Below are 24,020 nucleotides of genomic sequence, written 5' to 3' on the forward strand. Positions count from 1 at the left end.
GACGAACCCGGCTTTGGTCAGCACCTTCTGGGATGCGGCATTCTGGCAGGTGGTGGCCGTCCGCAGCGTAGCCCATGCTGGGCCGCCGCCAGCCGACACAGCTCCCGATCCCTGCACGGCATCACCGAGCCGGTGGCAGTTCGCTCAGTAGCGCTTCGTGCACACCTGCGCCGACGGCGCGTAGCTGTCCACGCTGACCACGGCCCATACCTGGTAGCAGTAGTCCTGCGTGGTGTTCAGGCCCTGCAGCGTCAGGCGGGTGGTGCCTGGCCTGAGCACCTTCTGCACGGTGACCGCCGCGCCGCGGGGGCCGCCGAGGACCGCGAACTGCACTGCCCCGGCCGTCGGGTCCCTCCAGGTCAGGGTGATCGACGCCCCCTCGTCGGTAAGCTTGACGTCGCGCGGCACTCCCTCGGTCGTGGCTTTGAGCGTGCCCGCGGCGCCCGACAGGGCCGGGCTCGAACTCGAACCGCTGCCGGCGGGGCTATCGGCCGGCGCCGAACCTGCCGGGTCACCGAAATCGGGCGAGGGCCCCGACGTGCCGGCCGGGTCGCTGCCGAGGGCCGGCGGCGGAGCCGCGGCGTGGTGTTCCCCCCCGCTGAACAGCCGGAACGCGCAGACCGCGCACAGCAGCACGACGGACGCGCCGGTCGCGATGTACAACCACGTCGGCCTGGACCGGCGGGGCTCGGACCACATGTCCGCATCCTTGAACGGGTCGACGTCCTGGCCGTATGCCTCGGGCGGTGGGACGGCGTCGTCGTAGTCGTAGTCCACCTCCGGCGCCGCCCGGCCCGGTGGCGTGGCGGCGGGGTACGGTCGCACGGGCTCGCCGAGCATGCGCTGGTACAGCGCCCGGTTCTCGGCCGTGCCGTCGCCCGGCCAGAGCGGCTCCTCCGTCTCGACGTACGCCGGCGCCGCTGGCAGTACGTCCTTCATCAGCAACGGCTCGGGCTCCATTGCCAACGGCTCCGGCCGTCCGGGCGCCGTCTTGTCCGGCTCGAGCCCTGCCATCAGCGCGCTGGCGAACACCAGCGCGCTCGGGTGGCGCCGCTCCGGCTCCTTGCTCAGCGCCCGGGCCAGCTCGCGCTGCAGCCAGGGCGGCACGTCGTCGCCCGGGACGGCCGGCGCCGGGTCCGTGAGCGCACGCTCGCGCAGCACTGCCGGATCCGGCGCGACGTCGTCTGGGTCGGCGAACGGCGGATAACCGGCGAGCAGGTGCCACAGAGCCGAGGCGAGGCTGTAGACGTCGGAGGCCGACGACGGCACGCGGTCGCGCAGGAACTCCGGCGCGGCGTGCGCCAGGGTCGTCGGGTCGAGGCCGCCCAGGTCCGGCGCGGTCGCGGCCCGGGCGATCGGGAAGTCCGTCAGCGCCGGGCCGAACCCGGTGCGCATGATGTTGGACGGCTTGACGGCCCCGTGTACCAGCCCGGCCTCGTGCGCCGCCTGAAGCGCCTCGGCAACCGCGGCGCCGGCCGCGACGACCGTCTCCACCGGCTGCGGCCCGTGCTCGCGCAGGACGTCGGCGTACGAGCCGTCGGCGCAGTAGCTCATGATGATGTACGGCACGCCCCGGCGCGTGGCACCGATGTCGAGGATGCGGACCAAGCGAGGGTGGCTGCTCGACAGCAGCACCGTCGTCTCCAGCTCGCGCTCGAACTGCGGCCGGGCCTCGTCGTCGCCGTGGGTCAGGACCTTGACGGCGACCGTGCGGCTGAGCCGGGAATGCTCGGCGCGGAACATCACCGACGCGGCGCCGCGCCCGATCGGCTGCAGGTCGCGGCAGCCCGGAATCTCGACAAGGTTCGGCGATCCTGCGGTCACGTGCGGCTCCGTTCGTGCTGGCGAGGTACCTCATCGTAGCGTATGACTTATGTTCTGTGGCGTATTAGGACTGTCGTTCGATACTTCACGACCGGCTCGATGGCACGGGTGAGGACCGATGAAGTTGCTTTTTCAGCCCAGATCGCCTAGCCGGAGTCTCCTCCCTTTCATGATCGACATGCCGGGAGTCGGGTGCTGAGCTGGACTTACGGGTGGTGCCGCGCCGGTGGGTGGTGCGCTACCGCTTGCCACGTGCGACCTCGTGTCGCAACACTGGTGTTGACAATTGCTCTTGTTGTATGTTCTGTAGCACGAGTTTGACGAGTTCTACTACTCCGCCAGCCCACCGGGTACCAGCAGGTGCACCCAGAACGGCAGCGTCAACACCGGGGCTGGTAACAGTGCGGCAGCCACTATCGCCTCGCCAGGAGGCCCGGCCACAATGGCCTGGTCCGCAACACGCCGATTTATTTGTTTACACGCCCCAACGGGCCGCGGTCCGGTGCCGTCATCAGGTCGGGCGCAGCGGGCGGAGGCTCACATCTGATCGGTGACGCGCCATCTATGAGCGGCCATTGGATGGCCTGCATGTCCGATTGCGTCGATCCCTTCGGGATGCCTCACCATGCCGGGGTGGAGGTTCCGGAAACTGGTGGACGCTCGCGCCGGTTCGACCATCGGCTCCCTGTCGCGCACGCTCCCTTCCGCAGCCACAGTTGATGCCATACACTAGATACAACATAGTTCAGGGTGGTGTGACCTCCGGATGGAAGGAGGCTCCATGTCGAATCGACGCCGCGTCGGGATGCTCGCCGCTGGCGTGTCGACCTTTGCCGTCAACGGCATTGGTGGAGCACTTCGTGCCAACCGGCCATGGAGTGGATCGAGGCAGGCTGCGGTACCGGCCGTGAGCATTGCTCGACATGGCCGCGCGGATGAGACGTGAACCAGATGACTCCTGACCGCGGTGCTCTCGGCGTGGTGTCCAACCCGTTCGCCGGCGAAACGCTCGATCTGAACCCTGACTGCCTACAACGCGGGTCCCGGCACCGTCGAGCGGCACCGCGGCGTCCCCCCCCGTACGCGGAGACGGTCGGGGCGGGCCCAGACCGGCTGCATCAGCTGGTGCACCGCCGCCGTCGCGCCCGGGCCGGCGACCGCGGGCCGTGGCTGAGCGACCTGCAGGCCGCCGTCCGCGCCGTCGGGCAACTGCCCAACGACGCCCAGGGCGGCTGGCCACCACGCCCGCCCGACGACGAGGCGGCATGGCCCTGCGCCGGATCGCCCAGCTCGCGGTGACCGCCAGCACCCTGCTGGCGGTCACCGCCGCCGCCCTCACCGCCTGCACCAGCCGCCCGCACCGGCCACCGCCACGCCCTAACCGTCGGCCAGCGACAACGTATATGAACGATGGCGCGCAACCGGACACCTCAGCACCGACGGAACCGGCCGCGCTCGACGTCATCACCGCGTTCGCGCCGGCCTGGGCCCGGCCCGGCCTCGACCAGCCACGCTGGTACGCCGACGTCGCCCGCTACGCCACGCCCGCCTACGCGGCCCCGCTCCCCACCGTCGACCCCGCCACGGTCCCCGCCACGACGATCACCACCACACCGGCGGTGACCAGCTCCACCAGCGGCGCGGTCGCCGCGGACAGCGGCACCGACGCCGGACCGATCACCGTCACCTGCATACAGCTCGACGGCCACTGGCTCGTCGTCGAGGTCGAGCCGTCCGAACCGGACCCGGAGGCGACCCGGTGAAACTCGCCGCCCTCATTTTGGCGATCGTGCTTGTCGTCTTCGGCGGCTGCTGCGGCCTCTTGGGCCTCCTCACCCTCATCCAACAAGCCGGCGCCGGCGCCTGCGCGCTCACCAGCGGCGCCGCCGTGCGCACTGACGGCCTGCACGACGTCGGCGCGTGGCAGGCCGACCCGCAAGTCCACAACGCCGCGATCATCGTCGCCACCGGCCAGCAGCTCAAGGTGCCAGCCCGCGGCTGGGTGATCGCGGTCGCCACCGCCATGGAGGAATCGTCGCTGATCAACATCCCCGGCGGCGACAGCGACTCAGTCGGCCTCTTCCAGCAACGCCCCAGCCAGGGCTGGGGCACCCCCGGGCAACTGCTCGACCCCGTGTACGCGGCCACGCAGTTCTACCGCAAGCTACTCACCATCAACGGCTGGCAGCAAATGCCCCTCACCGACGCCGCGCAGGCCGTGCAGCAAAGCGCCCACCCTGACGCCTACGCCAGATACGAGCAGGACGCCCAACGCGTCGTCGCCGCTGTAGTTCCCAGCGGAATGGCGGTCGATCTTGACCAATGTCCGGGCAATTGTCCGTCGATCTCGACCAGTGGCTTGCCGTCTTCTGCGTCGGACGGTTGCCTTGACGGCCAGCAAGTGCTGGCACGTGCCGCGAGTTGGTTGACCGCGTGGCGAGGTGGTGCTGTGCCGTACCTGTCCAGCGTGGACCCGGCGACCTGGTTGGGCGGGTATCGGCGGGACTGCTCCGGGTATGCCTCGATGGCGTTGGGACTGGACGGACCCGGCCTGGACACTGCCGGGTTGGTTGCCCAGTCGACGCCTATACCGAAGGCGGCGTTGCGGGCCGGAGATCTGCTGATCAATCCGGCTCTTGACGGCGATGGTCATGTGGTGATTTTCGACGCTTGGACGGACGCGACGATGAGCGCGTATGTCGGGTACGAGCAGTCCGGCGATGGGGGCACCCACCATCGGACCATCCCGTACCCCTACTTCGGCAACTATCAGTTGAGCCCCTACCGTTACGGCAAGTGAGCCGGTTTCGTTCGCGGAGCTTTGGCGCGGATTTGGCGGCATGTGGTGGGGCTGCAGGCGGGTACGTGCGCCGTTAGACGTCCGGTCAGGCTGCTTTTCGACGAGGAGTTCGCGGCTTTCTTGGGCGGCCGGTCGTGGATGTCGACCGGTTACTGCACGACGCGTGGCAGTTTCTGTGCGGCGCACCGAGTCTGCTGGATGGCTCGCGCACGGTGTCCCTGCAGGACGAGCCGCTGTCGGTGGTGGTGCGGCAGGCACAGGCGTTGACGGCCATTGGGTCGCCTATCTCGACGTGGCCGGTGAAACGCCGACCTGACAAGCAAACAACCAACATAGTGTCGACTGTGCATCGAGTGTCGGCTAGCGTACGGGTTGGAGGTTGTGCGTTGATCACGACGGTTGACCGGCTGCATCGCCGCGCGGGCGTTCGGGTCTCGGTCGCGCTGGCGGCTCTTGCCGCTACGGCGGGCGCGGCGACGCTGGTCACGAACGGCGGCCGCCCCGATCGGCCGTCGCCCGCCCCGCCCTCGCTGGCGGCCGCTGCCGGGCCCGATTCGGGCCCGCTCGTGCCGTCCACCGGCGTCTCGGCGAGCGCGCCGCCACCATCGGCCTCCCCGTCGGTACCGGTCGTAGCGTCGGGATCCTCGTCCGCGGTCCCCCACACGGCACCGACAAGCGCGGCAACGCCAGGCCCGCCGGCCGTCAACGCCGCGACCGCTGTGACCTTCGACAGCGCCGGCAGCGCCCGTAGCAACGGCTCGTCGCTGTCCTGGACACAGGGTGTCAGCGGGACGAACCGGTTGCTGGTCGTCGAGGTGGCGGTTGGCGCGATCAGCGACACAGGCTGCACGTTATCGGTCAGCGACAACGGCGCCGGGCTGACGCCGCTGACGACGGTGCACGACGACAATCAGCACGCCGGGTACCACAGTGTTTTCTACCGGGTCGCGCCGCCCAGTGGCGGCAACACGATCTCGGCCCAGGTGACCGGCTGCACCGTGGACGAGCTGACCGGCGGGTCGATCTCGTTGGACGGTGCCGACCAGAGCGCACCTCTCGGGTCGGCCGTGACTGCCGAGGGCTCCGGTAGCAATGCCGCGGCGACGGTCGGCGGCACGCGCTTTGGTGGCATGGTCGTCGGCTTCGTCTCTAACGGCGGCTCGGTCGACTCCGCCAGCCCACCGAGTACCAGCAGGTACACCCAGAACGGCAGCGTCAACACCGGGGCTGGTAACAGTGCGGCAGCCACTGTCGCCTCGCCAGGAGGCCCGGCCACAATGGCCTGGTCGGTGCAGCCTGACTGGTGGGCGGTGACGGCGATCGAGGTCCGCGCCTGACATGCCGCCCTGGTCGTCTCGTTCGCCTCCGACCTCCAGCTGCGCCCTCGTCGAGGTGATGGGTCCGGACGCCGCCCTGCGCGGGGACAACGACATCGTCGTCCGGGCGTGGCAGCGGTACCACAAGCATCGTCTCCCGCGCGGAATGGCGCACTGAGGGCGTCATCCGCGCGCTGATGCTCAAGACGTTCCCGTCCCACGCCATCGCCGGCGCGGAGGGGAACTCGCCCTGGCTCTGGTTCTTCGACGGAATCGACGGCACGGCCGCGATGATCCGCACGGCGCTGGCCGAGGCCCTCGACGTCGAGGTGCCGCAGCCGCCGCGCGCGTTCGGCGTGACGATCGCGGTGCTGCACGAGGCCGCGGTGCGCCCGAAGGCAGAAGGTCATGGTCACGCTCGAGACGGTCCTTTCACGGAGCTGCCCGGGCTGCGGATGATCGAAGGCGCCACGCCCCTGACGCTGTGGGACACGTTCCAGCGTCAAGGCGTCCTGTTCAGTCGTCAGCGTGCGGCCCGGGTAGAACGCCATCTCCGCAGCCAGCTGCCGGGCCGCGCCGGGACGTGGGTGGTCGTGCTAGAGCCGCCGGTCAGGTCCGCGTGATGGCGGCGGCCACGTCGTCGGTGTTGATCGCCCGTAGTTCGCTGAGGTCCGGCCGCCGGCTCGCCGCCCGCAGGCGCTGAGCCTGGGCCTGGCGCATCCGCTCGAAGAGCCGCCGCGCCTCGCGCGCGTTGCCGAAGTTCTGCGTGCGGGGTGTTGCCTTGAAATGCTCCATGACCGCCTGCAGGGCGGCCTCGTCACACACGTAGTCGGCCGACTGCGCCATGTGGCTGATGATGAGCACCAGTTCCTCGTCGGCGTAGTTCTCGAACACCACCGTCTTGGCGAAGCGCGAGGCCAACCCGGGGTTGGTGTCGAGGAAGCTCTGCATCTCGTCCGTGTAGCCGGCGGCGATGACCGCGATCGAGTCCCGATGGTCCTCCATCAGCTTCACCAGCGTGTCGATCGACTCCTGACCGAAGTCGGCGCCGGAGCCGAAGGACCTGGACAAGGTGTACGCCTCGTCGATGAACAGCACGCCCCCGAGCGCTTCCTCGAACACGTGCGCGGTTCGCTCGGCGGTGTGGCCGACATACTGTCCGACCAGGTCGCGCCGGGACACTTCCCGCAGGCTGGCCTTCGGGAGCACCCCCATCGCGCTGAGCAGCCGGCCGTAGATCCGGGCGACCGTGGTCTTGCCCGTGCCGGGCGCCCCCGCGAAGATCAGGTGCTGGCTCGACGAGCTCACCCCGAGCCCGGCCTCCCGGCGCCACTCGTTGACCTGGATCTCGTCGACCAGCGCGCGCACCTCGTCCTTGACTCCCGCGAGCCCGACCAGTGCGTCCAGCTCGGCGAGGAGCGCTTCGATGGTCTCGCCCTGCTGCGACCCTTTCGATCCGCCGGTACCCACGCCGACCTTCATCGTCGCCCGGGCCTGCTCGATGTCGGGATTGGCGCCGGGTGCGACGTCGATCGCCGGCTCCGCGGTGTTCTCGATCCGGCACTGCTCCACCTGCCCGCCGCAGTTCGCGCCGAACGCGATACCGGGCCCCTGGCAGTCATGGATCCAGGTTCGCCGGACGGCCGGCGCACCGCGGTGCGAGGCAAGCACCGCAGGACCGCCGGTCTGGCTGATCTCGCACGACTCCAGCCGCGGCTTGCCGCTCTGGTACGCGTAGACGCCGCGCGCCCCGCACCGGCTGATCACCGTGTCGCGCAGGACCGGGTCGGCATACGCGCGGACGGTGACGCCGTCGCTGGTGATGTGGGCGATGTTGCTCTCGACGATCGTGCCCCCGCAGTCCTCCAGGTCGAGTCCGCAGTCCGCCCCGTCGATCGTGCATCCCCGAAGGTCCACGACGGCGCGGCTGCGGCCGACGACCGCCGTCGCCCGCGGGGCGTTGATCGTGCACTTGTCCAGTCGTACGGTCCCCCGCGCGACGAACAGCGCGGGCGAGCCCGCCGACGACTTCAGGGTCAGTGCCTTGACGGAGACGGTGCCGCCACGCACGTCGACCGTGGGCCGGCCGAGGTCGGCGGCTCCGATGACGACGGTGCCCGGTCCGTCGGCCGCGACGATGCTGACGTGCCCGGCGTCGATCGTGATCGCCTCCGGATACACGCCGCCGGCCACGACGATCGTCGTCTCGCCGTCGGCGGCAGCGATCGCTTCGGCGATGGTGACGAAGGCGCCGGGCAGGTTCGACACCGATATCGTTCGCGTCATGGCTCCCGCCCGGGGTGAACGTTGTTGCTTCTAGGGTTTGACCCGCCACAGTAGTGTGTCTGACCGGCGATGGCCAAGCACCCCTCACCGGTCGACCGGTCGCACCCGGGCGAGGCCGGTGTGCCGGCGTGGCTCCGGCCGCCGGCGTCGCGGTGGGGCGATCCGCAGCTCACGCCCCCGTGAGCAAGGCACGGTAGGCGGTCACCTCGCCCACCAGGCGGTCGCGCCGGAACTGGTCGGGGTCCAGCTCATGCTCCTGCCGACCCTCCACGCTGAAGAACGCCTCGACCGGAATCCGGTCACCGTCTCGCGGCACGAACTTCAACGCCTCCTCCAGCGCGGCGATCGCAAACCCGACCGCGTCGGCGGCGTCGCGTGGTGTCGGCGCCGCCCCGGCGCGGACGGCCGACACGGCCTGCCGCGCGGCCAGCAGGAACTGGGCCGGGTCGATGATGGCGGAGGGCTCGGGACCACCGATCGCGGGCGGTGGTGCCGGGTCCGCCGGCAGCACGAACTCGAACCGCCGACTGGCCCCGCACCGACCGCACGACCCTTCGTACACCGAAAGCACCCCCTCCGGATGGCCGGCCTGCCCGTGACGCGACCACACGAACAGCGGCTCACCGCAGGTGCACGGATGCAACTGCATGTAGATGTGACACTCGTCGATCGATCGCGCGTGCAGCACGGACGTGTCCTCTCCCAGCCCGGTCACGGCTGCGGCCCGTACGACAGAGGCCAGAGGTATCCACCGTCGGGCGATCCGCTGCCGGGCGGCCGTGTGTTCGCCTTCGGCTCCTGCCGAACGCCACCGAGGTCGGCCAGGGCCGATCCGAGGTCCGCGCCGTGGACCCGCACGTCCGGATCGGTGCGCAAGCGCGGGTCCCCGGTGTACGAAGCCCAATGCCCGAGCTCTTCCGCCCGGGTCTGGCCCGGCTCTGTGCGAACGGCCAGGACCTGCCCCCACTCCAGCGACGTGTCCCGGATCGACGGTACGCCTGTCTCGGCGACCGCGAACTCCGGCTGCGGCACCAGCAGGCCCCGCCCGCCGAGGCTTCGCCACAGTTCTACCGCGTACTCGTGCGTGACCCCTGGCGCCAGCAGCGTCACCTGTTGCTCACCACCCAGGAGGAGCCGGCGGGCGAACTCAGCCGCTGCGAGGTTCTCTCCTTCGACGATCATTCCACCATCGCGGAACTCGGCGCTGACCGTGATTCCCTTCTCGACCCGGGGCACGGCGGCCAGTGCCTGCGCGGCCTGGACCGGGTCGCCGTCCCTGGGGAAGAGCCGGCCACCGATCAACCCGATACCGTTCGGCAGCCGGTGGCCGTCGCCGTCGGGCTGGAGCCGGTCCATGATCGCCAACACCTTTTCACCGTCGGCCACGAACCTGTGCGCATTCTTCAGCGTCCGCTCGATGACGATCTCGCCGGTGACCAGGCGCCGAGCGCCCGGTATCCGGGCGGCCAGCCGGACCGGCGCGGTCGCCGCACGCTCGCCGCTCACGGTGATCTCGTAGTGCACGTCCGCCGTGAGCCGGACGGGTTTGAGATCCTGAAGGCGGGTGTCGACGTCCAGCCGGCGAACCTGGTCCGTGTCGGCGGCCCTGCCCTCGACTCTGAACCGCGCCGCGCCGGGCGTGAGCTTGTCCCGCACCCCCTCCTCGTGCCCGGCCCCCTCCATCGGAATCTCCACCACCACCCGGGCCTGGACGTTGGCCGCGAGCACGGATCCGTTCGTGTTGTACGTGACGCCGTGCCGGTGGTTCTCCTGCCGGATGTCGGCCACGTCGGCTTCGCCGGCGTACCGGAGATTGGACAGTTTCACCCGGATGGTGATGTCGCCGTGCCGCCCGACGAACCCACCGGACGACATCAGGCCAGGAAATTCCATTCCCGCGTCGCGGGCCATTTCGGAGAAGTACACCATCTGGAAGGGCACACCGAACACGTGGGCCAGCTGCGCCTCGGCCAGGCTCGGCTCCCGCCACCGGAACCGCCCGGTCCGGCCCCGGTCCAGCAGGCCGGCGAGCACCCTCCCGGAATCGTTTCGCAGATCATGCAGCACGGCCCTGTGGAGCTCGCGCAGCCCGGCGGGATCCGGCGGCTCGGCCAAGGTGATGCCGCGGTCGAAGAAGTCCCGAGCGGTCAATGGACGATCTGCACGCTGCCCGAACGACCCGCGCGGGTCGCGCGTGACGACCGGCTCGGTGCGGGGACCCTTCGCGGCCCGTACATCGGCATCGTTGATGAGGACCTTGTCCCACAGCGCCGCCTTGGCTTCGTGCCCGTCGACGGTGACGACGACCGAAACCTTCCCCTCGTACTGGTGCGCGACATCTGGGTGAAAGGCCGGCGTGCGGCGCGCTGCCTTGGTCTCCGCGACGGCGGACTCACGCGAGATGACGCGGTCACGGGTCCCATATCCGTCGCCACCGACCTTGAACCCGGTATCGACGCCCGCCTCTTCATTACCGCCCGTGCCCAGCCCCCCCGACAACGGCTCGGCTCGGGTGACGCCGGTGAGGCGCTTGTCCCGGCCCAGTCCGAATCCGCCGTCCGTCCAGGGTTCGCCCGCATGCTTGACGGTTTTCCGCCATTCGTATTTGGTGTCGGGGGGCGTATCCACGCGCACCGTGATCTCGTGTCCCTTGAGGTGCAGTCTTACGCCCGTGGATCGCAACTGTTCCATGCCACCGCCTTGAAAGGCGCTCATGGTGAGCAGGCGGTGCACCTCAAGCGGCAGGCCCGATTTCGTTGCGACGAGTCCGCCATCCTCGTGCGGAGTCCATTCGGGGCGCAACAGCTCGGGCGCGTGCGTCGCCATCAGGTCGCGAACCCGCTGCTCGATCGGGTTGAGCCCGCGGTCGTCGTACGGTTCCTCGAAGCCCGCCCGGATGGTCGTCCGCTGGGCCGGCAGCCAGCTGGACCTCAATTCCGCCGGTACGGCGGCGTCGCGGGGCTCCGACGATGGTGACAGGTCCCTGAGGATCATCGCGCCATGGCGCACGCGGATGTGCGTCTCCATGGGATCGCCGGCGACGTGCTCCCGCCGCCCCAGGGCAATCCGATCGGTGCCACGAGGGGGCTCCGTCACGTGGATCTTGATCTCGTAGACCGCGTCGGCCACGATGGCCGTGTGCGTCGCCTTCGGACCGATGGTCCAGCCGCCGCGCAGCGCCTCGGTGAAGCGGGCCCTGATGCTGGTGGCCCCCAGTTCCACGCTTCCCTGGGCGCCGGTCGGTGCCAGAGTACTCCCGCCCTTGGAACCGCCGTCCGAACCGGCCGTCCCGGCCACCGTGACAAGGCCGGCGTTGGCTTCAAGACCGGACAACTCGCCCAGCGCGCCCTGGATCGTCATCGGCTTGGTGTCGATGGTCTGCGCGGTTTCGGTGGCTTGGTGCAAGAACACCTTCACCTCGACGTGGCCCAGTCTGGGGCGCAACGAGGAGCCGGCGTCGATGACAAACCGGATGGCGCCCTGCGGATCACGCTGGACGTGGGTCTGGACCTGGGTGGGTCCGACGTAGTCCGTTACCGGGGCGACCGCGTCGTCCGAGAACCCAGCCTCTTTCAGCATCTTCTGGATGATCCGGGCCGCATCCTGGCCGCCGGCAATGCCGGCCACGATGTCCGGCGTGTCGACAATGGTCGCCGGCCCAAGATCGTGGAACGGTGAGTCCGTCTCCGGTGGCCGTCCGTCGATCCGTTCCGTGCGGGGCGGCGCCGGCCGCACGTCGGCCGGCGCGCTCGCCTCGGCCCGCAGCGGGCCGGCGACCGGTTGATCCAGGGCCAGGCCCGCCGGCATGCCGCCGCGCATCAGGCCCGGCATCGTCAGGTGTGAGTGAGCCTCGGCCGCGCTGAAGCCCTCGGCCGCACGTTCGATCTGGTTCCGCCAGCCCGGCTCGGCGAGGTTCGATTCGTGTCGCACCTCGATGTCGAGATGCCACTCCAGGCGTTGCCAGACCGGAGCCAGGTCACCCTTGTAGTCGCTGGCGTGGATCAGCACGTTCGTCATCTTGGCGCCCGCGCCGGTGGTCGTGACCCGCGCGCCGCCGACGGTCGGGTTCCCCGAGAGCGCGCCGAAGAGGACGCCGTCCTGCGGACCGGGCCCGGCCCGCGTTTGGGTCTTGGCCGAGATGTTCAATCCCAGGCGAGCATCGGCGACCCCGATGACCGCGTTTCCGGACTCGGAGTAGGACACCGGCAGCATCGCGGCGGTGCCCTCGCGCACGGTGTCGACGACGGGTTCGCCCACGAACTCGGCCCTCGCCACGACGTGGTAGCGCTCGCGGCCACCCGGGACCTCCCGGGACCAGTCGACGCTGACCCTGCCGTCCCGCGGGAACCATTCGTCCTGCAGGGACATCATCGTCGTCCAGCCGAGTTTCTTGCGCAGGGCCGAGAAGAGGTGGATCTGATCCATGTCCGAGAGTTCTGCCATCCACGGGTTGGCGGCCCGCATGGCGTCCAGCTCGTCGAAGATCCGGTCGATGAACCGCTCCGGGCCGGCGAGCGTGTCGAGCGTCAACAGTCCCGTGTGCAGCCTCTCCAGGAGGTACTCCGGCGCGTGAAGGGTCTTCTCGCCCTCCCGGCGGATTTGCGGCAGCTCCGGTTCGAGCGGCTCATCCTTGGCCACGGTGTCGAGCAGTTCCAGGAACCGGGGCAGGTCGGCCTCGGTGACGTTCAGCACGACGGCGCCCTGGTGGGCGAGCCGCTCCGCCGACGCTGCGATCCGGTCGGAGAAGACCCGGGCGACAAGTTCTCCACCGACCTCGAACCTGTACACGTTGGTCTTGTCGGCGGTCATGTTCCGCCAGATACCGAAGCCGTTACCCCCCACCTCCTGCTGCTCGCGTCGCAACGTCCGCCCGGCCACCAATCCGCCGCCGACTCTCCCCTCGCGGCCGGCGATCGCCTCGTGATCGGCGGTGTCCAGCTTGGGCCTCGCGAAGCCCCGGACCGTCTGCGCGTCCTTCATCCGGTCCTCGACCGTCGTGGAGACCCGGTGTTCCTCCTTCGCCGTGGTTCGCTCGGTCACACCGAGGTACTTGACCGAGTGGGCCTCGAACCGCGCTGTCAGGCCGGCCTCGGCTCGGCCCCCCGGGCGCAGCGACTGGGCGGGCACCATCATGCCTTCATGGATCAGACGGGGACCGTCGAGCGTCGCGTTGTACTCGGTGAACTCGTTCCGGATACCGTTGCGGAACTGCTCCCCGGCCAGCGGCCCGAGATGCTCGATGACGACACCGGCCAGTCCGTCCATGCCGCCGACGGATTCCACCGACAGCATGCCGATGAGGCCGGCGACCTCCAGCAGCCTCGCCGCCCGCTCCGGCCTACCGTCAGCACCCGGCGCGGCCAGCAACATCATCCCGGGCTTGATGTTGCGGGCATCCAGGACAGGGTTCGGCTTGACCTCCGCATGCTCGGCGGGGCCGAGGTTGGGCTCCGGAAAGCCGAGCACGACGTCGATCGGGGTCTCCCGGCTGATCGGATCGGGGCCGGCCGGTCCGTCGTGGCCGATGCTCACCGTCAGTGCCGCCTCCGGCATGCGGAAGTGGCCGTGCGTCCCGTCGTCCTGCCGGAGGGTCTGGATGGCGGTGACGGCCGACTCCACGTGTTCGCGGGTGGTGGCCCAGGTCTTGCCGGCATCCACGCCGATGACAAAGTCCTTGTATGTGCCGGGGAGGTCGATGCTCAGGTCCCAGAGACCGTGATAGTGCAGTCCAATCTTGACCGCCAGATGGAAGACCCGCCGAACCTCGTCGACGGGCACCGGCACGAACAGGCTGCTCGTCCTGTCCAGCATCCGCCCCGCCGAGGTGAACTGCAGCAGGTCGCTCGGCAGCGCCATCTTCTGACCGGTCGGCACGCCGCGGTCGGTCGCGGTCGGGTCGGGCAAGGCGGACCGCAGGAACTCGGCTTTGCTCAGGTCTGCGAGGTCCAGCCGGACGGTGACGGGATGGACGGTCTCGCGTGCGTCCGGCACGCGGAGCACGATGCCGGCCTCGCTGGCCAGGCGCCGGCCGAACTCACGACCACCCAGTGCGACGAACGTGGCAGTGATCGCGTCCCGCACGTTGTTCCGGAACGTCACCCGCTCCTGCGGGGAGCGCTGCGGTTGTCCTGGCAGGTCCAGCGGCATCCGGTCGGCGATCTCGGCGCCGACGGCCGCCGCGACGTCCTCGCGGAGGTTGCCCATCCAGTGTTCACCGAGCTGCCAGACGCCGCCGGTGAGCCCCCATGCCCGCAGATCGGGGTCGACGAATGCGTGCGGAAGGGTCGGCTCAGGCTGCTCCTCGAACGCCTTCCACGCGTCCATGACCGCCACCGCGGCGTCGTGCCGCTTCACGGCCGCGACCAGGCCGGCCTCGTCGGGCGCCAGCTGCGTGCCGGTGGTCTCGTCCTGGTGCAGCCGGCGGAACAGCTCGGTCCACTCGGCGCGGCCGGTGATCGGGTCCGCAGCCAGCTGACCCAGCATGCTGGTCATGTCGGTGTTCGGGTCCGCGAAGTGTTCCTCGATGGCCGTCAGTCGTTCAACGATGCGTGCGTGCTGCTGCTGGCGGTGCAGGATGTCGTCTCTCCGCCCTGGATCCGTCGATTGCAGATGCTCCAGGTCGTCGCGCACCGCTGCGTGGAAGTCACGTAACGTCGTGACGTTGGTCCGGAACGCTTCGGCCGCGGCGGCGATGTCGCCCGCGGGTCGGCTGTCCAGCACCGCGGCGCGATAGTGCTGATAGCCGTCCGTGAGGGCGGCAGCGGAGTCGGGGACGGTGTCCGCCGCGTCGACGGGAGCGGCGAGCAGCCACCGCCCGGCACTGTCCTGGTAAAGCGGGTCGTCCATGCCGGCGGCCTGTTCCCGGACGTACCGGAACGCGGCCACCACGTTGTCGACCTCGTGCACCTGCCTGGACCCGCCGAGCGCCTCACCGACGTGGGTGATCGCCACCTGGAGCGCTGCCGCGACGAGCCGGCGCTGGCGTATCCCCTCCGGGTCGTCCGCCGCCAGCAGATGCTCGGCGTTGAGCCCGTCGACGAGGTCGCGCCACGCCGCGTTCGCCAGGTCCCGTTCGGCGAACGGGATGACGCGCTCGACGGACACCCCGAGCGCCTCCAGCCGCCCGGAGAGCTCCCAGAGCAGGGATTCGGCTTTCCTGGCGGCGATCACATCCGGGGAGCCGGCGTCCCGCCCGGCCCGCTCGTCGAGGAGCTCACGCAGGATGCGCTGGCGTTGCATGGGCAGGGCGTCGGCATGGTGCAGGCTCTCCACCCACTGCCACGTGGGATCGGCGTCCGAGCGGTCGGCCCAGATCGCCGCCCGGCGGGCCGCGCCCGTGGGGTCGTCCGCATGCAGGCCGAGGTCCAGGAAGGTGCGCACCGACTCCCGCCACCGGGTTCCCCCTGGGTCAGCCGCGACACCGGCCTCGGCCGCAACCCGGATGTCGGCCCGGAGCCGTTCGGCCCGGGCGGCCTCGACCGGGGTCAAGACGGCCGACCCGTCGAGCGTGGCCTCGTGGTGGCGAGCCAACTGGGTCAGCAGCATGTCCAATGCGGACGCGTGCTCGGCCAGGGTGAGGCCCGAGCCGGGGGCCAGGCGGAAGTGCCCGTCCACGCTGCGGAATACGGCCCCGTCGCCGCCGGCGGTGATGCCCTCCACGCGTTGCTCCGCCGGCGTGCCGTACTCCGGCGGCGTGCCCCAGGTGCCGTACTCCGCCGGCATGACCCAGGTGTCGTACTCCGCCGGCGTGCTCCAGGTGTCGTACTCCGGTGTCCGCCCGACGCTGACGTCGATGTCCGCCCCGGCGGTCGTGCGCAGGCGGATCAGGCCGTGGCCGAGCGGGGTGGCGCTCTGGTACGCGCCAGCGGCACCCGGCAGCTCGAGTCTGCTGATGAGCGCCTCGGACACCCGCGGGAACACGGCGTCGACCGCGCTGCCACGCAGCTCACTCGAGGCCGGGGCCTGGATCGCCAGCTCCGTTGGCTCTGACGCGATCGCGGCATCCAACGGCGAGCGGTGCCGCGCGAGCCCGGGGATGTCGGCCAGCGCGTCGGCGCCGACCCCTAAGCTCCGCCGCAACAGTGTCGTGGCCATGCGCAGCTGTGGATCGGCGGGCGCGTCCGACAGACGCCCGGCGGCCTCCAGCAACACGGCTCCGGCCTGGTAGTCGGGCCAGTTCACCCGGCCGGCCGGTGCTTCGGCCAGTTGGTGCGGACGCTGTCCGCCCGTGCTCATGGCGGCGAGGATCGCGCGTTCGTCGTCAGAGAGGTGCCGGTCTCGGAGGATGCTGTTGACCATGCGCCAGCGCCGGTCGGCGTCGACGACGTGGATTGCTGGGCCGCTGTGGTCGAGGCCGAGGTGGTGGAGCAGGGTGTCGGCGCTGTCGATGGCGCGTGTCAGGGCGGTCGTGTCGGGTGCGTCGAGGATGGTTTTGACCGCTGACACGAGGTCGCCGACGCCGCCGCGGTCGTGGTCGGACGGCCTGCGTCCGGTGATCGGGGGGAGTGGGTCGGCGGTGAGGAGGTGGGTGTTGTCGGCTCGGGGCAGCCATCGGGTGAGCCAGGACCGGGATTCGTTGTGTTGCTGCCGGTCGATTTCCCAGATTTCGTGGGTGAGGGTGTGCAGCATCCAGGGTGCGACGGTGTCCTGGTCGGCTTCGGTCATGTGCCGGAACAGGTCGGTCAGGGTGACCGTTGCGTCGTTGGACAACTGCGGGCGTTGGGACTCGGCCCGCAGTCCGTGGGCGTCACCGAGCTGTACGGTGAGGCTCAAGGGATCACCCTGATGACGCTCTGCCAGCACCTGCAGCTGCACCACTGGCGTTCCGCCGACGTCGACGGTCTGGATGTCGCCGACGATCCGCATGCCGCTGATGACCGGATCCTCCACGCCGACGCCCGACAACCGGCCGTCCACCTGCTCGACCAGCAACCGCAGCACGTCCTGCGGCGGGCGGGCCGTGGCGGGGTCCGGCGGCCGTTGCGCCATCGTGTGCAGCCATGAGTCGACGGGGGGCCGGCCCGCGGCGGCCATCGGCCAATCGCGGGAACCGGCAGTGTCGGTCGGCGTCGCCGCGTCCGCATCTGTTCGGTGGGGCCGCAGGGCGATGGTGATCGCACTGCGGGCCGGGGTCGGTGCGGGGTGGGGTTGGGGCGGGTAGTTGGGATCGTTTTGGAGGTTGTTGTGTTGTTCGGTGAGGTCGGTGAGGTGGGTGGCGGCGTCTTCGTAGAGGTGGTGTTGTCCGAGGTGTTCGGCGAGGGTTTCGAACTGTTGGTGGGCGTCGTTGATGGCGGCGGTGAGCCGGTGGTAGATGGTTTGGGCTTTGGTGTGTTCGGTTTCGAGTTGGTTGAGGTGGCTGCGGTGGTCGGTTTCGCCGGGGTTGGGGCGTTCGTGGGCCTGGCGGAGTGCTGCTGTGGTGCGGTCGAGTGCCGCACGGGCGGCTGGGAGTTGTTCGACGGCTTCGTGAGTGGCGTCGTGTGCGGTGCGGAGGGCGTCGAGGATGGCGTAGGCGCGTTCGGGGTGGAGGGGTTGGTTTAGGCGGGCTTTGGCGAGTTGGTCGCGGTGTGTAGTGGTGTAGTCGAGTGCGGTGTCGGCTTGGAGTTGGAGAATGGTATGGGCTTGGGCGAGTGCGTCGACGTCGGCGATGATCTTGGGGTCGGGTTCACCGGTGAGGCGGGAGTGTTCCCAGTCTCGGTCGAGTTGTGCGCCGGTTTCGGTGGCTGCACGCAGCGCGGCGTCGGTGGCCTCGCTGCCGGAGACCAGGCCGATGAGCGCGGTGAAGGTTTGGGTTGGCAGGTCGGGGCGGGGGCGTCCGTCGGGGGCGAACGAGGCGATGGCCTGGTCGAGTGCGCGTCGGTTCTGCTCGTGTGTTTCCTGGAGCTTGCGGGCGGTGCCGGCCGTTTCGCGGACGTTGTCGTTGGCGTCGAGCCACCGGTTTTCGGCGCGTCTGACGGCGAGGTGGCGGATGTCGCCGGGGTGGTCGGCGAGGGCGCGTTGGTAGCGTTCGTAGGCTTGGCTGGCTCCGGTGCGGGCCTCGGACCATTGTTGGTGGGCTTCGGCGAGGTCTCGGGCGGACTTCTGCCAGGTCAGGGCGGCGTCGTCGGCTGTACGGACCAGGTCGGGAAGGGGCTGGACGACGATCGGGTCGAGCTCGGCGGCGCCTGGCATGGCACTGAGCGCTTCGCCATCGACCGGCGGACCGCTGCGGCCCGGCTTGACCACCGGCGGCGCCCCCGCCTCGGTCGGATCGGCGGTCGTCCCTTCACCCGCCGCTGCCGCCTCCGCACCGGCGGTCGCTTCCGCGGTTGGGGTGGGCTCGGGACCTGGGGTTTGTTCCGCGGGCGCCGCCGCGGTTCTGGCCGGCTCCGTGGTCGTGTGCGGCTCCGGCGTTGGGTGTGGTGCTGGTGCGGCCTCGCCGGAGTCCGAGCGGCTGGTGGTGTCTGTGGCGGAGGTGTGGCTGGTCGTGTCTGCTGTCGCGGGCCGTCCCTCGCTGGTGGCGGTGGATCGGCTGGTGGGGTCCGCAGACCGGCTGGTGGTGTCTGTCGTCGTTGGGTGGCCTTGGTCGTCGGGGTTTGAGTGCGTGGTGGTGTCTGCTGGTGCGGGGTGTGGTTCGGTTTGTGGGTGGGTGGTGGTGTCCGTGGTGGGTGTGCGGCGGTTGATTCGGGTGTCGAGTTGGTCGGCGCGTTGTTGGGTGTGTTGCAGGGCTTCGGTCGAGATGCGGGCGCGCTGGTCAGCTCTGGTGGTAGCGGTTTTGGCCTGCTCGGCGGTGGTTTTGGCGTGCTCGGCGACGGTTCTGGCGTGGGTGGCCTGGTCGCGGGCGGTGGCGATGCCGGCGGGGTCGCCGCCGCCGCGTTGCAGGCCGGCGAGGCGGGCCTCGGCGATCGCGGCCTGTTCCGCGGCGACCCGGCCGGCCAGTTCCTGCCCGGCGGCGGCGACACGCTGCTGCACAGCCGCGGCCCGGTCCTCCGCGGCGATACCGGCCAGATCGGCGGCAGCGGCACGGGCGGTGTCACGCTGCCGGCCCAGTTCGGCGAGACCGGTGGCGCGGTCGGTGACGGCGATCCGGGCGGTGCGCCCGGCCCGGCCGAGCCCTTCGATACCGGCGTGCAGGCCGGCGCCCATCATGCCGCCCTCGAACGCCAGGACCATTTCCCCGACCGGGTCCTTGAGGAAGGCGTCGGACAGGCCGAACCGGCGGTCGAAGCCGTTCTGCACCAGGTTCAGGGCCAGCACGACCGGGACGTTGACGACACCGGCCATACTCCAGCGCAGGTTCGCGGCGGCCGTGCGCAAGGCGACGGCGCCGCCCGCCAGGATAAGGCGTTGGATACCGGTCCCGCCGGTGGTGGACAGCCGGGCACCGGCCGCGGCCAGCCGGGTCAACGGGGCCTGCAGCGCCCGCTCCCCGAGAGGACCGAGCCCGGACCCGAGCACCCCGACCGCGACACCACTACCCGCGGACTTGACCGTCGACCAGTAGTCGAAACCGTCACGGTGACCCAACCCCAGCTGGATACCCTGCGCGGCGACATCAGCGGCCACGAACGTCCGCGCCGCCTTGAACGCCCCCTTCGCCACGGTCTTCAACACCTGTTTCAACACCGGCTTGGACATCTCGGTCAGCAGCCGCCGCAACACCACACTTAACGCCTCCCGCCCCACCACCGTCGCCGCCGCCGCAAACTCCGCCCCACCGAACATCCACAACGCCGCCCCGACCGCCCACTCCAACACCGTGATCGCCACAATCACGATGATCATCAGCTGGGCGAACTCCAACTCATTCGCCGCCGACTCCCCAGCCACCGCAAACCGATCCGCCGCATCCGCCAGGTCCTTCCACACCCCCTGAAACTTGTCGAAGTACTGCGACTGGAAGTGCCGCCCCGACGCCCCACCCCACACCGGCGCCAACCCCACCACGGCACCATCCACCTCCGGAAACTGCTCCCCCAGCAACCGCGCCACCGCCCCCCACCGCGCCCCCAACGCCCGCAACCCATCCGGATCCCCATCCGGATACCGCTGCATCGCCAAACCCTCCGACAACCGCCGCCACACCCACCCCTCAACCCCATCCGGCTCAAAACTCACCACAACACAACACCCCCCTCCAGGCCGAGGTGTTAATACAACATGCGACATACTTATCGCGAAGGTTACCAACCGGCTTCCGATCCGTCGCTGATTGGTTCGAGCATGTTTCCGGTGCCTGCGCCTGAAGTTCGCCCGAAGGGGCACGGTGCCGGGCCCTGGCCATCAACCGGTGAGCGGACTAGACTCGGCTAGCCCAGCACAGAGCCAACACACGTCACTCATGAGCGGAGCTACGAAGCGAACCGCCGCCGCGTTGAAGCTGCTCCGACGGCCGGCGGCCCGGCACGACTGGGGTGACGATGGACCTTGCCGCGTGGAGGCCGGCGGACGCGCTCGAGGAGGAGCTGCGGCGGACCCGGTCGGCCGGCGACCGCGAGCGCTACCTCCGGGCGCTCGCCGGAGCCGACCTGTTGCTGCCGCTGCTCGGCGAGCCGGACACACCGACGTGGGCGACGACCACGGCCGACAACCGCACGATGGTGCTCGCGTTCACCTCCCGCCAGGCCCTGGCCGCCGCGCTCGGCCGGCCGGAGCGCAGCCGCCGGGCCCGGTTCGGCGAGCTGGCCCGGACCTGGCCGGATCCGCAGCTCTGGCTGGCCGTCGACCCGGGCCTGCCGATCGAGGCGTACCTCGACCCGGTCGCCGTCCAAGAGCTTGCCGCCGTTGCCGACGAGACCGCCGACGAGCGCGAACAGACGTTGCGGGACGCCGCCGACCGCGCAGACCTGGAAGCGTTCGTGGAGGCGCTGTCCACCGCCCCGTTGTGCGTTCCGATCGACGGGAGACCGGGCCACGGGCCGGCGCCCGCCGACCCGGCCTTGCTCTGGTGGCGCCTGGAGCTGGACGGCAGACCGATCGCCGTCTACACCTCCGACCGCCGGCTGCGCGACCAACTTGGCGAGCAGGAGTGGGTGCAGACGACGCTCGCCGAGCTGGCACTGGCGTGGCCGGACGGCGAGACCGCGATGGCGGTCAACCCGGGAAGCGTGTTCGGCTCGCTGCTGGATGGGCCGGTGATCGCCGTCGTGGCGGAGCTGGTGAAGGAGCGGCTGACCGCTGTCCGCGGGCCGGATGGCGGACGTCCGGACGGGGCACCAGCTGCCTCCGCGAACGGCGCCGTCCCCTTGCAACTCGCCGGCCCGGTCGACCCGGCCTCAGGCGGCGACGGCGTCGAGGTGCAGGTGGTCGTACTGCCGGCCCAGGTCGCGCGGTACCTGGACAGCGGGCACAACCGGGTCGCCGGGCTGATCCACCGCCGGCCGGACGTGGCCCTGCCGCTCGCGGACCTCTACGCGTACGTGGGCCTGCTCGGCGACGGTTCGCCGTTCCGGGCCGACGACGAGTTCGGGTACATGCTGCGCTGGACCGAGCCGGCGGCGGACGCGTACGAGACGCCGGTGGCCGACGGGATCGAGATGCCGGCCGCTGCCGTGCTCGTCCGGGTCCATCGGTCGGGGCGCGAGGAGCCGGTGGCCCGCTACTCGCCCCCGGCCGGATGGACCGGGCTCAGCCGTTGACCGCGGCGGTCAGCCCCGGACGATGGCGCTACCGGGCGCCTGCACCACCTGTGCGACCGGCGCCTCGATCGCGTTGGTCTCCCGGGTCTCGACCGTGAAGATTTCCTCGTCGACGGCCGCGGCGGACTGCGCCGCCTCGGCCGCCGGCCCCGGCTCCGCGCGCCCGGGCTCGGTGGAGGGCCGGGTGGTGCGTGCTGGGCCGCGACCCTGGGCGGGCCGGCCCGGCTTCCCGGCGGCCGGGTCGGCGGGCGCCTCGCCGACCAGGGCACGGCCCGGAGGCGCGGCTGCGGCGATCTCCGCCTTGATCGCGGCCAGCCCGTTGCGTCCAGTGAGGTCGGGGGTGCTGAGCAACTCGGGCAGCAGCAGCTCCTCCTCGGTCATGGCCGCCTCGATCCGGGCTCGCCGGCCACGCAGCTCGCTCTCGGCGTGGCGCGACCGGCCGACACCTGCCAGCGGGGGCCGCCCGGAGCCGGCGCCCGGCGCGCCCCGCCCGGGCAGCCCGGCCGGAGGCACGCCGGACGGACCGGCAGGCACGCCGCCCAGCCGGCCGATGAGTGGGCCCGGGGGCGCCGGCGGCGCGCCGATGTACTCGTCGCGCGCGGCGAGATCGAGCGTATGGTCGCCGCCGGTGGTCGATCGGTCGCCGCGACCGGGCTGACCGCTTCCCGGCGGACGGCCGCCCGCGCCCGGCTGGCCTGGCGTGCCGGGCCGGCCGCCCGCCGGTGCGCCACCGCCCGGCGGGCCGCCGCGGCCGCGCAGCATGCCGTTGGCGGGACGCCCGCCCATGCCCGGGACCCCGCCGCCGGGAGAACCGGGCCGGACGAGTCCGCCGGTGCTACCAATGCCACCGGGGCTCGCCGGACGGCCCAGGCTCGGAATTCCGGCCCGCGGCGGCAGCCCGGCCCCGGCGCCGCTGTCGATATTGCCGAAGCCGGCCGGGGCGCCGAGCCGGGGTACACCGGCCGCGCCCGGCGGTTGGGCGAGCGGGATGGACGACGGCGCGCCGAGGGCGGGCGCGTTGAGGCTAGCGGCGCCCGGTGGCTGGGCCAGCGGGATGGGCGACGGCGCGCCGAGGGTCGGGGCGTTGGGGCTGGCGGCGCCCGGTGGCTGGGCCAGCGGGATGGGCGACGGCGCGCCGAGAGTGGGGGCGTTGGGGCTGGCGGCGCCCGGTGGCTGGGCCAGCGGGATGGGCGACGGCGCGCCGAGAGTGGGGGCGTTGGGGTTGGCGGCGCCCGGTGGCTGGGCCAGCGGGATGGGCGGCGGCTCGCGGAGGATAAAGCCGCTGAGGCCGGCCGCGACCGGCGGTTGGGCGAGCGCGATCGGCTGGGGCCTGCCCAGGCCCCCGCCGCCGGCGCCGCCCAGGCCGAGCTTCGGCAGTAGGTCGTGGAGCAGGACAGACGCCGGTTCCGCCGCTGCCGTAGGCCCCTGGTACACGAAGCCCGCTGCCACCTCCTCCCGCGCCGTGGTGTAGGCGTCTGCCACCCGATTCATGATGATCGCGGCCTGTTGGCTGTAGTAATTCCGGGTGGCGTCCTTCTTGGCATTCGTCAAATCGAGGAACTGGCGGGCCTCGAGTGTGTCGATTTCGGCGTCAGTTCGGTAGGTACCTGTCGCCAAGGAACTCGTCCGCTGCGCCTCCCTCATTTTGGCCAGGTTCGTGTCGTACTCGGTGATAATGGCCAGCATCCGCTGCTTGTACTGCGTGTACAGCGCCGGTATCCCCTTCGCCGGATCCACGGTGTCACGGGCGTCCCTGATGACGTCGCCGAGTGCACGCAGCGCGGTCGCGTTCCCGCTGGCGTGCTGCGACCACTCCCGCAGCGACATCAGGGCAGCGGCGATCTTGCTGAAGAACGTGGCCGCGGCCATGCTCTTCGCCGGCGACCAACTGGGCTCCATCGCGTTGCCACGGTTGATCATGTCTTCGACGACGCTGTCGATGTAACCCCGGATTCGGCCCCAGACCAGGGCGGCGCCGTAGGCCGCGCCGTCGCTCTCGAGCTGGATGGCCGCGTACGCCTGCTCGATGCTGTAGTGGGCGAAGTCGGTGTGGCCCTCGTCGGCGGGGGGTGGGATTTTCAGCATCTGGGCGTAGGTCGGCGGGCGGGCCAGGTCGGCCGTGGTGGCCGACCAATTGAGGTTCCGCCAGTCGGACGGGTCAGCCATCGTCGATCCCGTCCC

11 protein-coding genes are annotated in these 24,020 nt (G+C 70.7%); 6 read left to right on the forward strand and 5 right to left on the reverse strand.

Features of this window, described 5'->3' with window-relative positions:
• Window positions 1–144 precede the first annotated feature (144 nt).
• Window positions 145–1,824 (reverse strand): protein kinase domain-containing protein, encoded by a 1,680-nt coding sequence (locus ACQPXD_RS54280; protein WP_432832737.1) that lies wholly within the window; start codon window positions 1,822–1,824, stop codon window positions 145–147.
• 1,125 nt (window positions 1,825–2,949) lie between these two features.
• On the opposite strand from ACQPXD_RS54280, the gene ACQPXD_RS54285 reads away from it, so the two are divergent.
• The 5 genes from ACQPXD_RS54285 (at window position 2,950) to ACQPXD_RS54305 (ending at window position 6,563) form a co-directional block, all read left to right on the forward strand.
• On the forward strand, window positions 2,950–3,123 hold the full coding sequence (locus ACQPXD_RS54285) for a hypothetical protein (RefSeq protein WP_432832739.1): 174 nt from the start codon (window positions 2,950–2,952) through the stop codon (window positions 3,121–3,123).
• Between the two features lie 104 nt (window positions 3,124–3,227).
• A complete protein-coding gene (locus tag ACQPXD_RS54290) occupies window positions 3,228–3,587 on the forward strand; it encodes a hypothetical protein (protein WP_432832740.1) in 360 nt (119 codons plus the stop codon).
• Window positions 3,584–4,624 (forward strand): hypothetical protein, encoded by a 1,041-nt coding sequence (locus ACQPXD_RS54295; protein WP_432832742.1) that lies wholly within the window; start codon window positions 3,584–3,586, stop codon window positions 4,622–4,624. Before ACQPXD_RS54290 ends, ACQPXD_RS54295 begins: the two co-directional genes overlap by 4 nt.
• Before the next feature lie 386 nt (window positions 4,625–5,010).
• A complete protein-coding gene (locus ACQPXD_RS54300; protein ID WP_432832744.1) occupies window positions 5,011–5,961 on the forward strand; it encodes a hypothetical protein in 951 nt (316 codons plus the stop codon).
• A 176-nt stretch (window positions 5,962–6,137) separates the two neighbouring features.
• A complete protein-coding gene (locus ACQPXD_RS54305) occupies window positions 6,138–6,563 on the forward strand; it encodes a hypothetical protein (RefSeq protein WP_432832746.1) in 426 nt (141 codons plus the stop codon).
• Here the strand turns inward: ACQPXD_RS54305 and ACQPXD_RS54310 are convergent.
• From ACQPXD_RS54310 to ACQPXD_RS54320, 3 genes are all read right to left on the reverse strand, one after another.
• On the reverse strand, window positions 6,550–8,226 hold the full coding sequence (locus ACQPXD_RS54310) for a right-handed parallel beta-helix repeat-containing protein (protein WP_432832748.1): 1,677 nt from the start codon (window positions 8,224–8,226) through the stop codon (window positions 6,550–6,552). The genes ACQPXD_RS54305 and ACQPXD_RS54310 overlap by 14 nt on opposite strands.
• A 169-nt stretch (window positions 8,227–8,395) precedes the next feature.
• On the reverse strand, window positions 8,396–8,941 hold the full coding sequence (locus tag ACQPXD_RS54315) for a hypothetical protein (protein WP_432832750.1): 546 nt from the start codon (window positions 8,939–8,941) through the stop codon (window positions 8,396–8,398).
• Entirely contained in the window at window positions 8,938–20,193 is an 11,256-nt protein-coding gene (locus tag ACQPXD_RS54320) for a hypothetical protein (protein ID WP_432832752.1), read from the reverse strand. Before ACQPXD_RS54320 ends, ACQPXD_RS54315 begins: the two co-directional genes overlap by 4 nt.
• A gap of 428 nt (window positions 20,194–20,621) precedes the next feature.
• Between ACQPXD_RS54320 and ACQPXD_RS54325 the strand changes: the two genes are divergently transcribed.
• Window positions 20,622–21,839, forward strand: a complete 1,218-nt coding sequence (locus ACQPXD_RS54325) for an SseB family protein (RefSeq protein WP_432832754.1) — start codon at window positions 20,622–20,624, stop codon at window positions 21,837–21,839.
• A 9-nt stretch (window positions 21,840–21,848) separates the two neighbouring features.
• Here the strand turns inward: ACQPXD_RS54325 and ACQPXD_RS54330 are convergent, their stop codons facing one another.
• Complete coding sequence (locus ACQPXD_RS54330) at window positions 21,849–24,005, reverse strand: hypothetical protein (protein ID WP_432832756.1); 2,157 nt, start codon at window positions 24,003–24,005, stop codon at window positions 21,849–21,851.
• Window positions 24,006–24,020: the final 15 nt, after the last annotated feature.

This window comes from Dactylosporangium sp. CA-092794 (assembly GCF_050948465.1).
GTDB lineage: Bacteria > Actinomycetota > Actinomycetes > Mycobacteriales > Micromonosporaceae > Dactylosporangium.

Bases quoted from the DNA above. Each gene is read 5' to 3' on its own strand.
- ACQPXD_RS54290 (WP_432832740.1), top strand. From the start codon at position 3,228: ATGAACGATGGCGCGCAACCGGACACCTCAGCACCGACGGAACCGGCC.
- ACQPXD_RS54305 (WP_432832746.1), top strand. From the start codon at position 6,138: ATGCTCAAGACGTTCCCGTCCCACGCCATCGCCGGCGCGGAGGGGAAC.
- ACQPXD_RS54310 (WP_432832748.1), bottom strand. From the start codon at position 8,226: ATGACGCGAACGATATCGGTGTCGAACCTGCCCGGCGCCTTCGTCACC.
- ACQPXD_RS54325 (WP_432832754.1), top strand. From the start codon at position 20,622: ATGGACCTTGCCGCGTGGAGGCCGGCGGACGCGCTCGAGGAGGAGCTG.
- ACQPXD_RS54330 (WP_432832756.1), bottom strand. From the start codon at position 24,005: ATGGCTGACCCGTCCGACTGGCGGAACCTCAATTGGTCGGCCACCACG.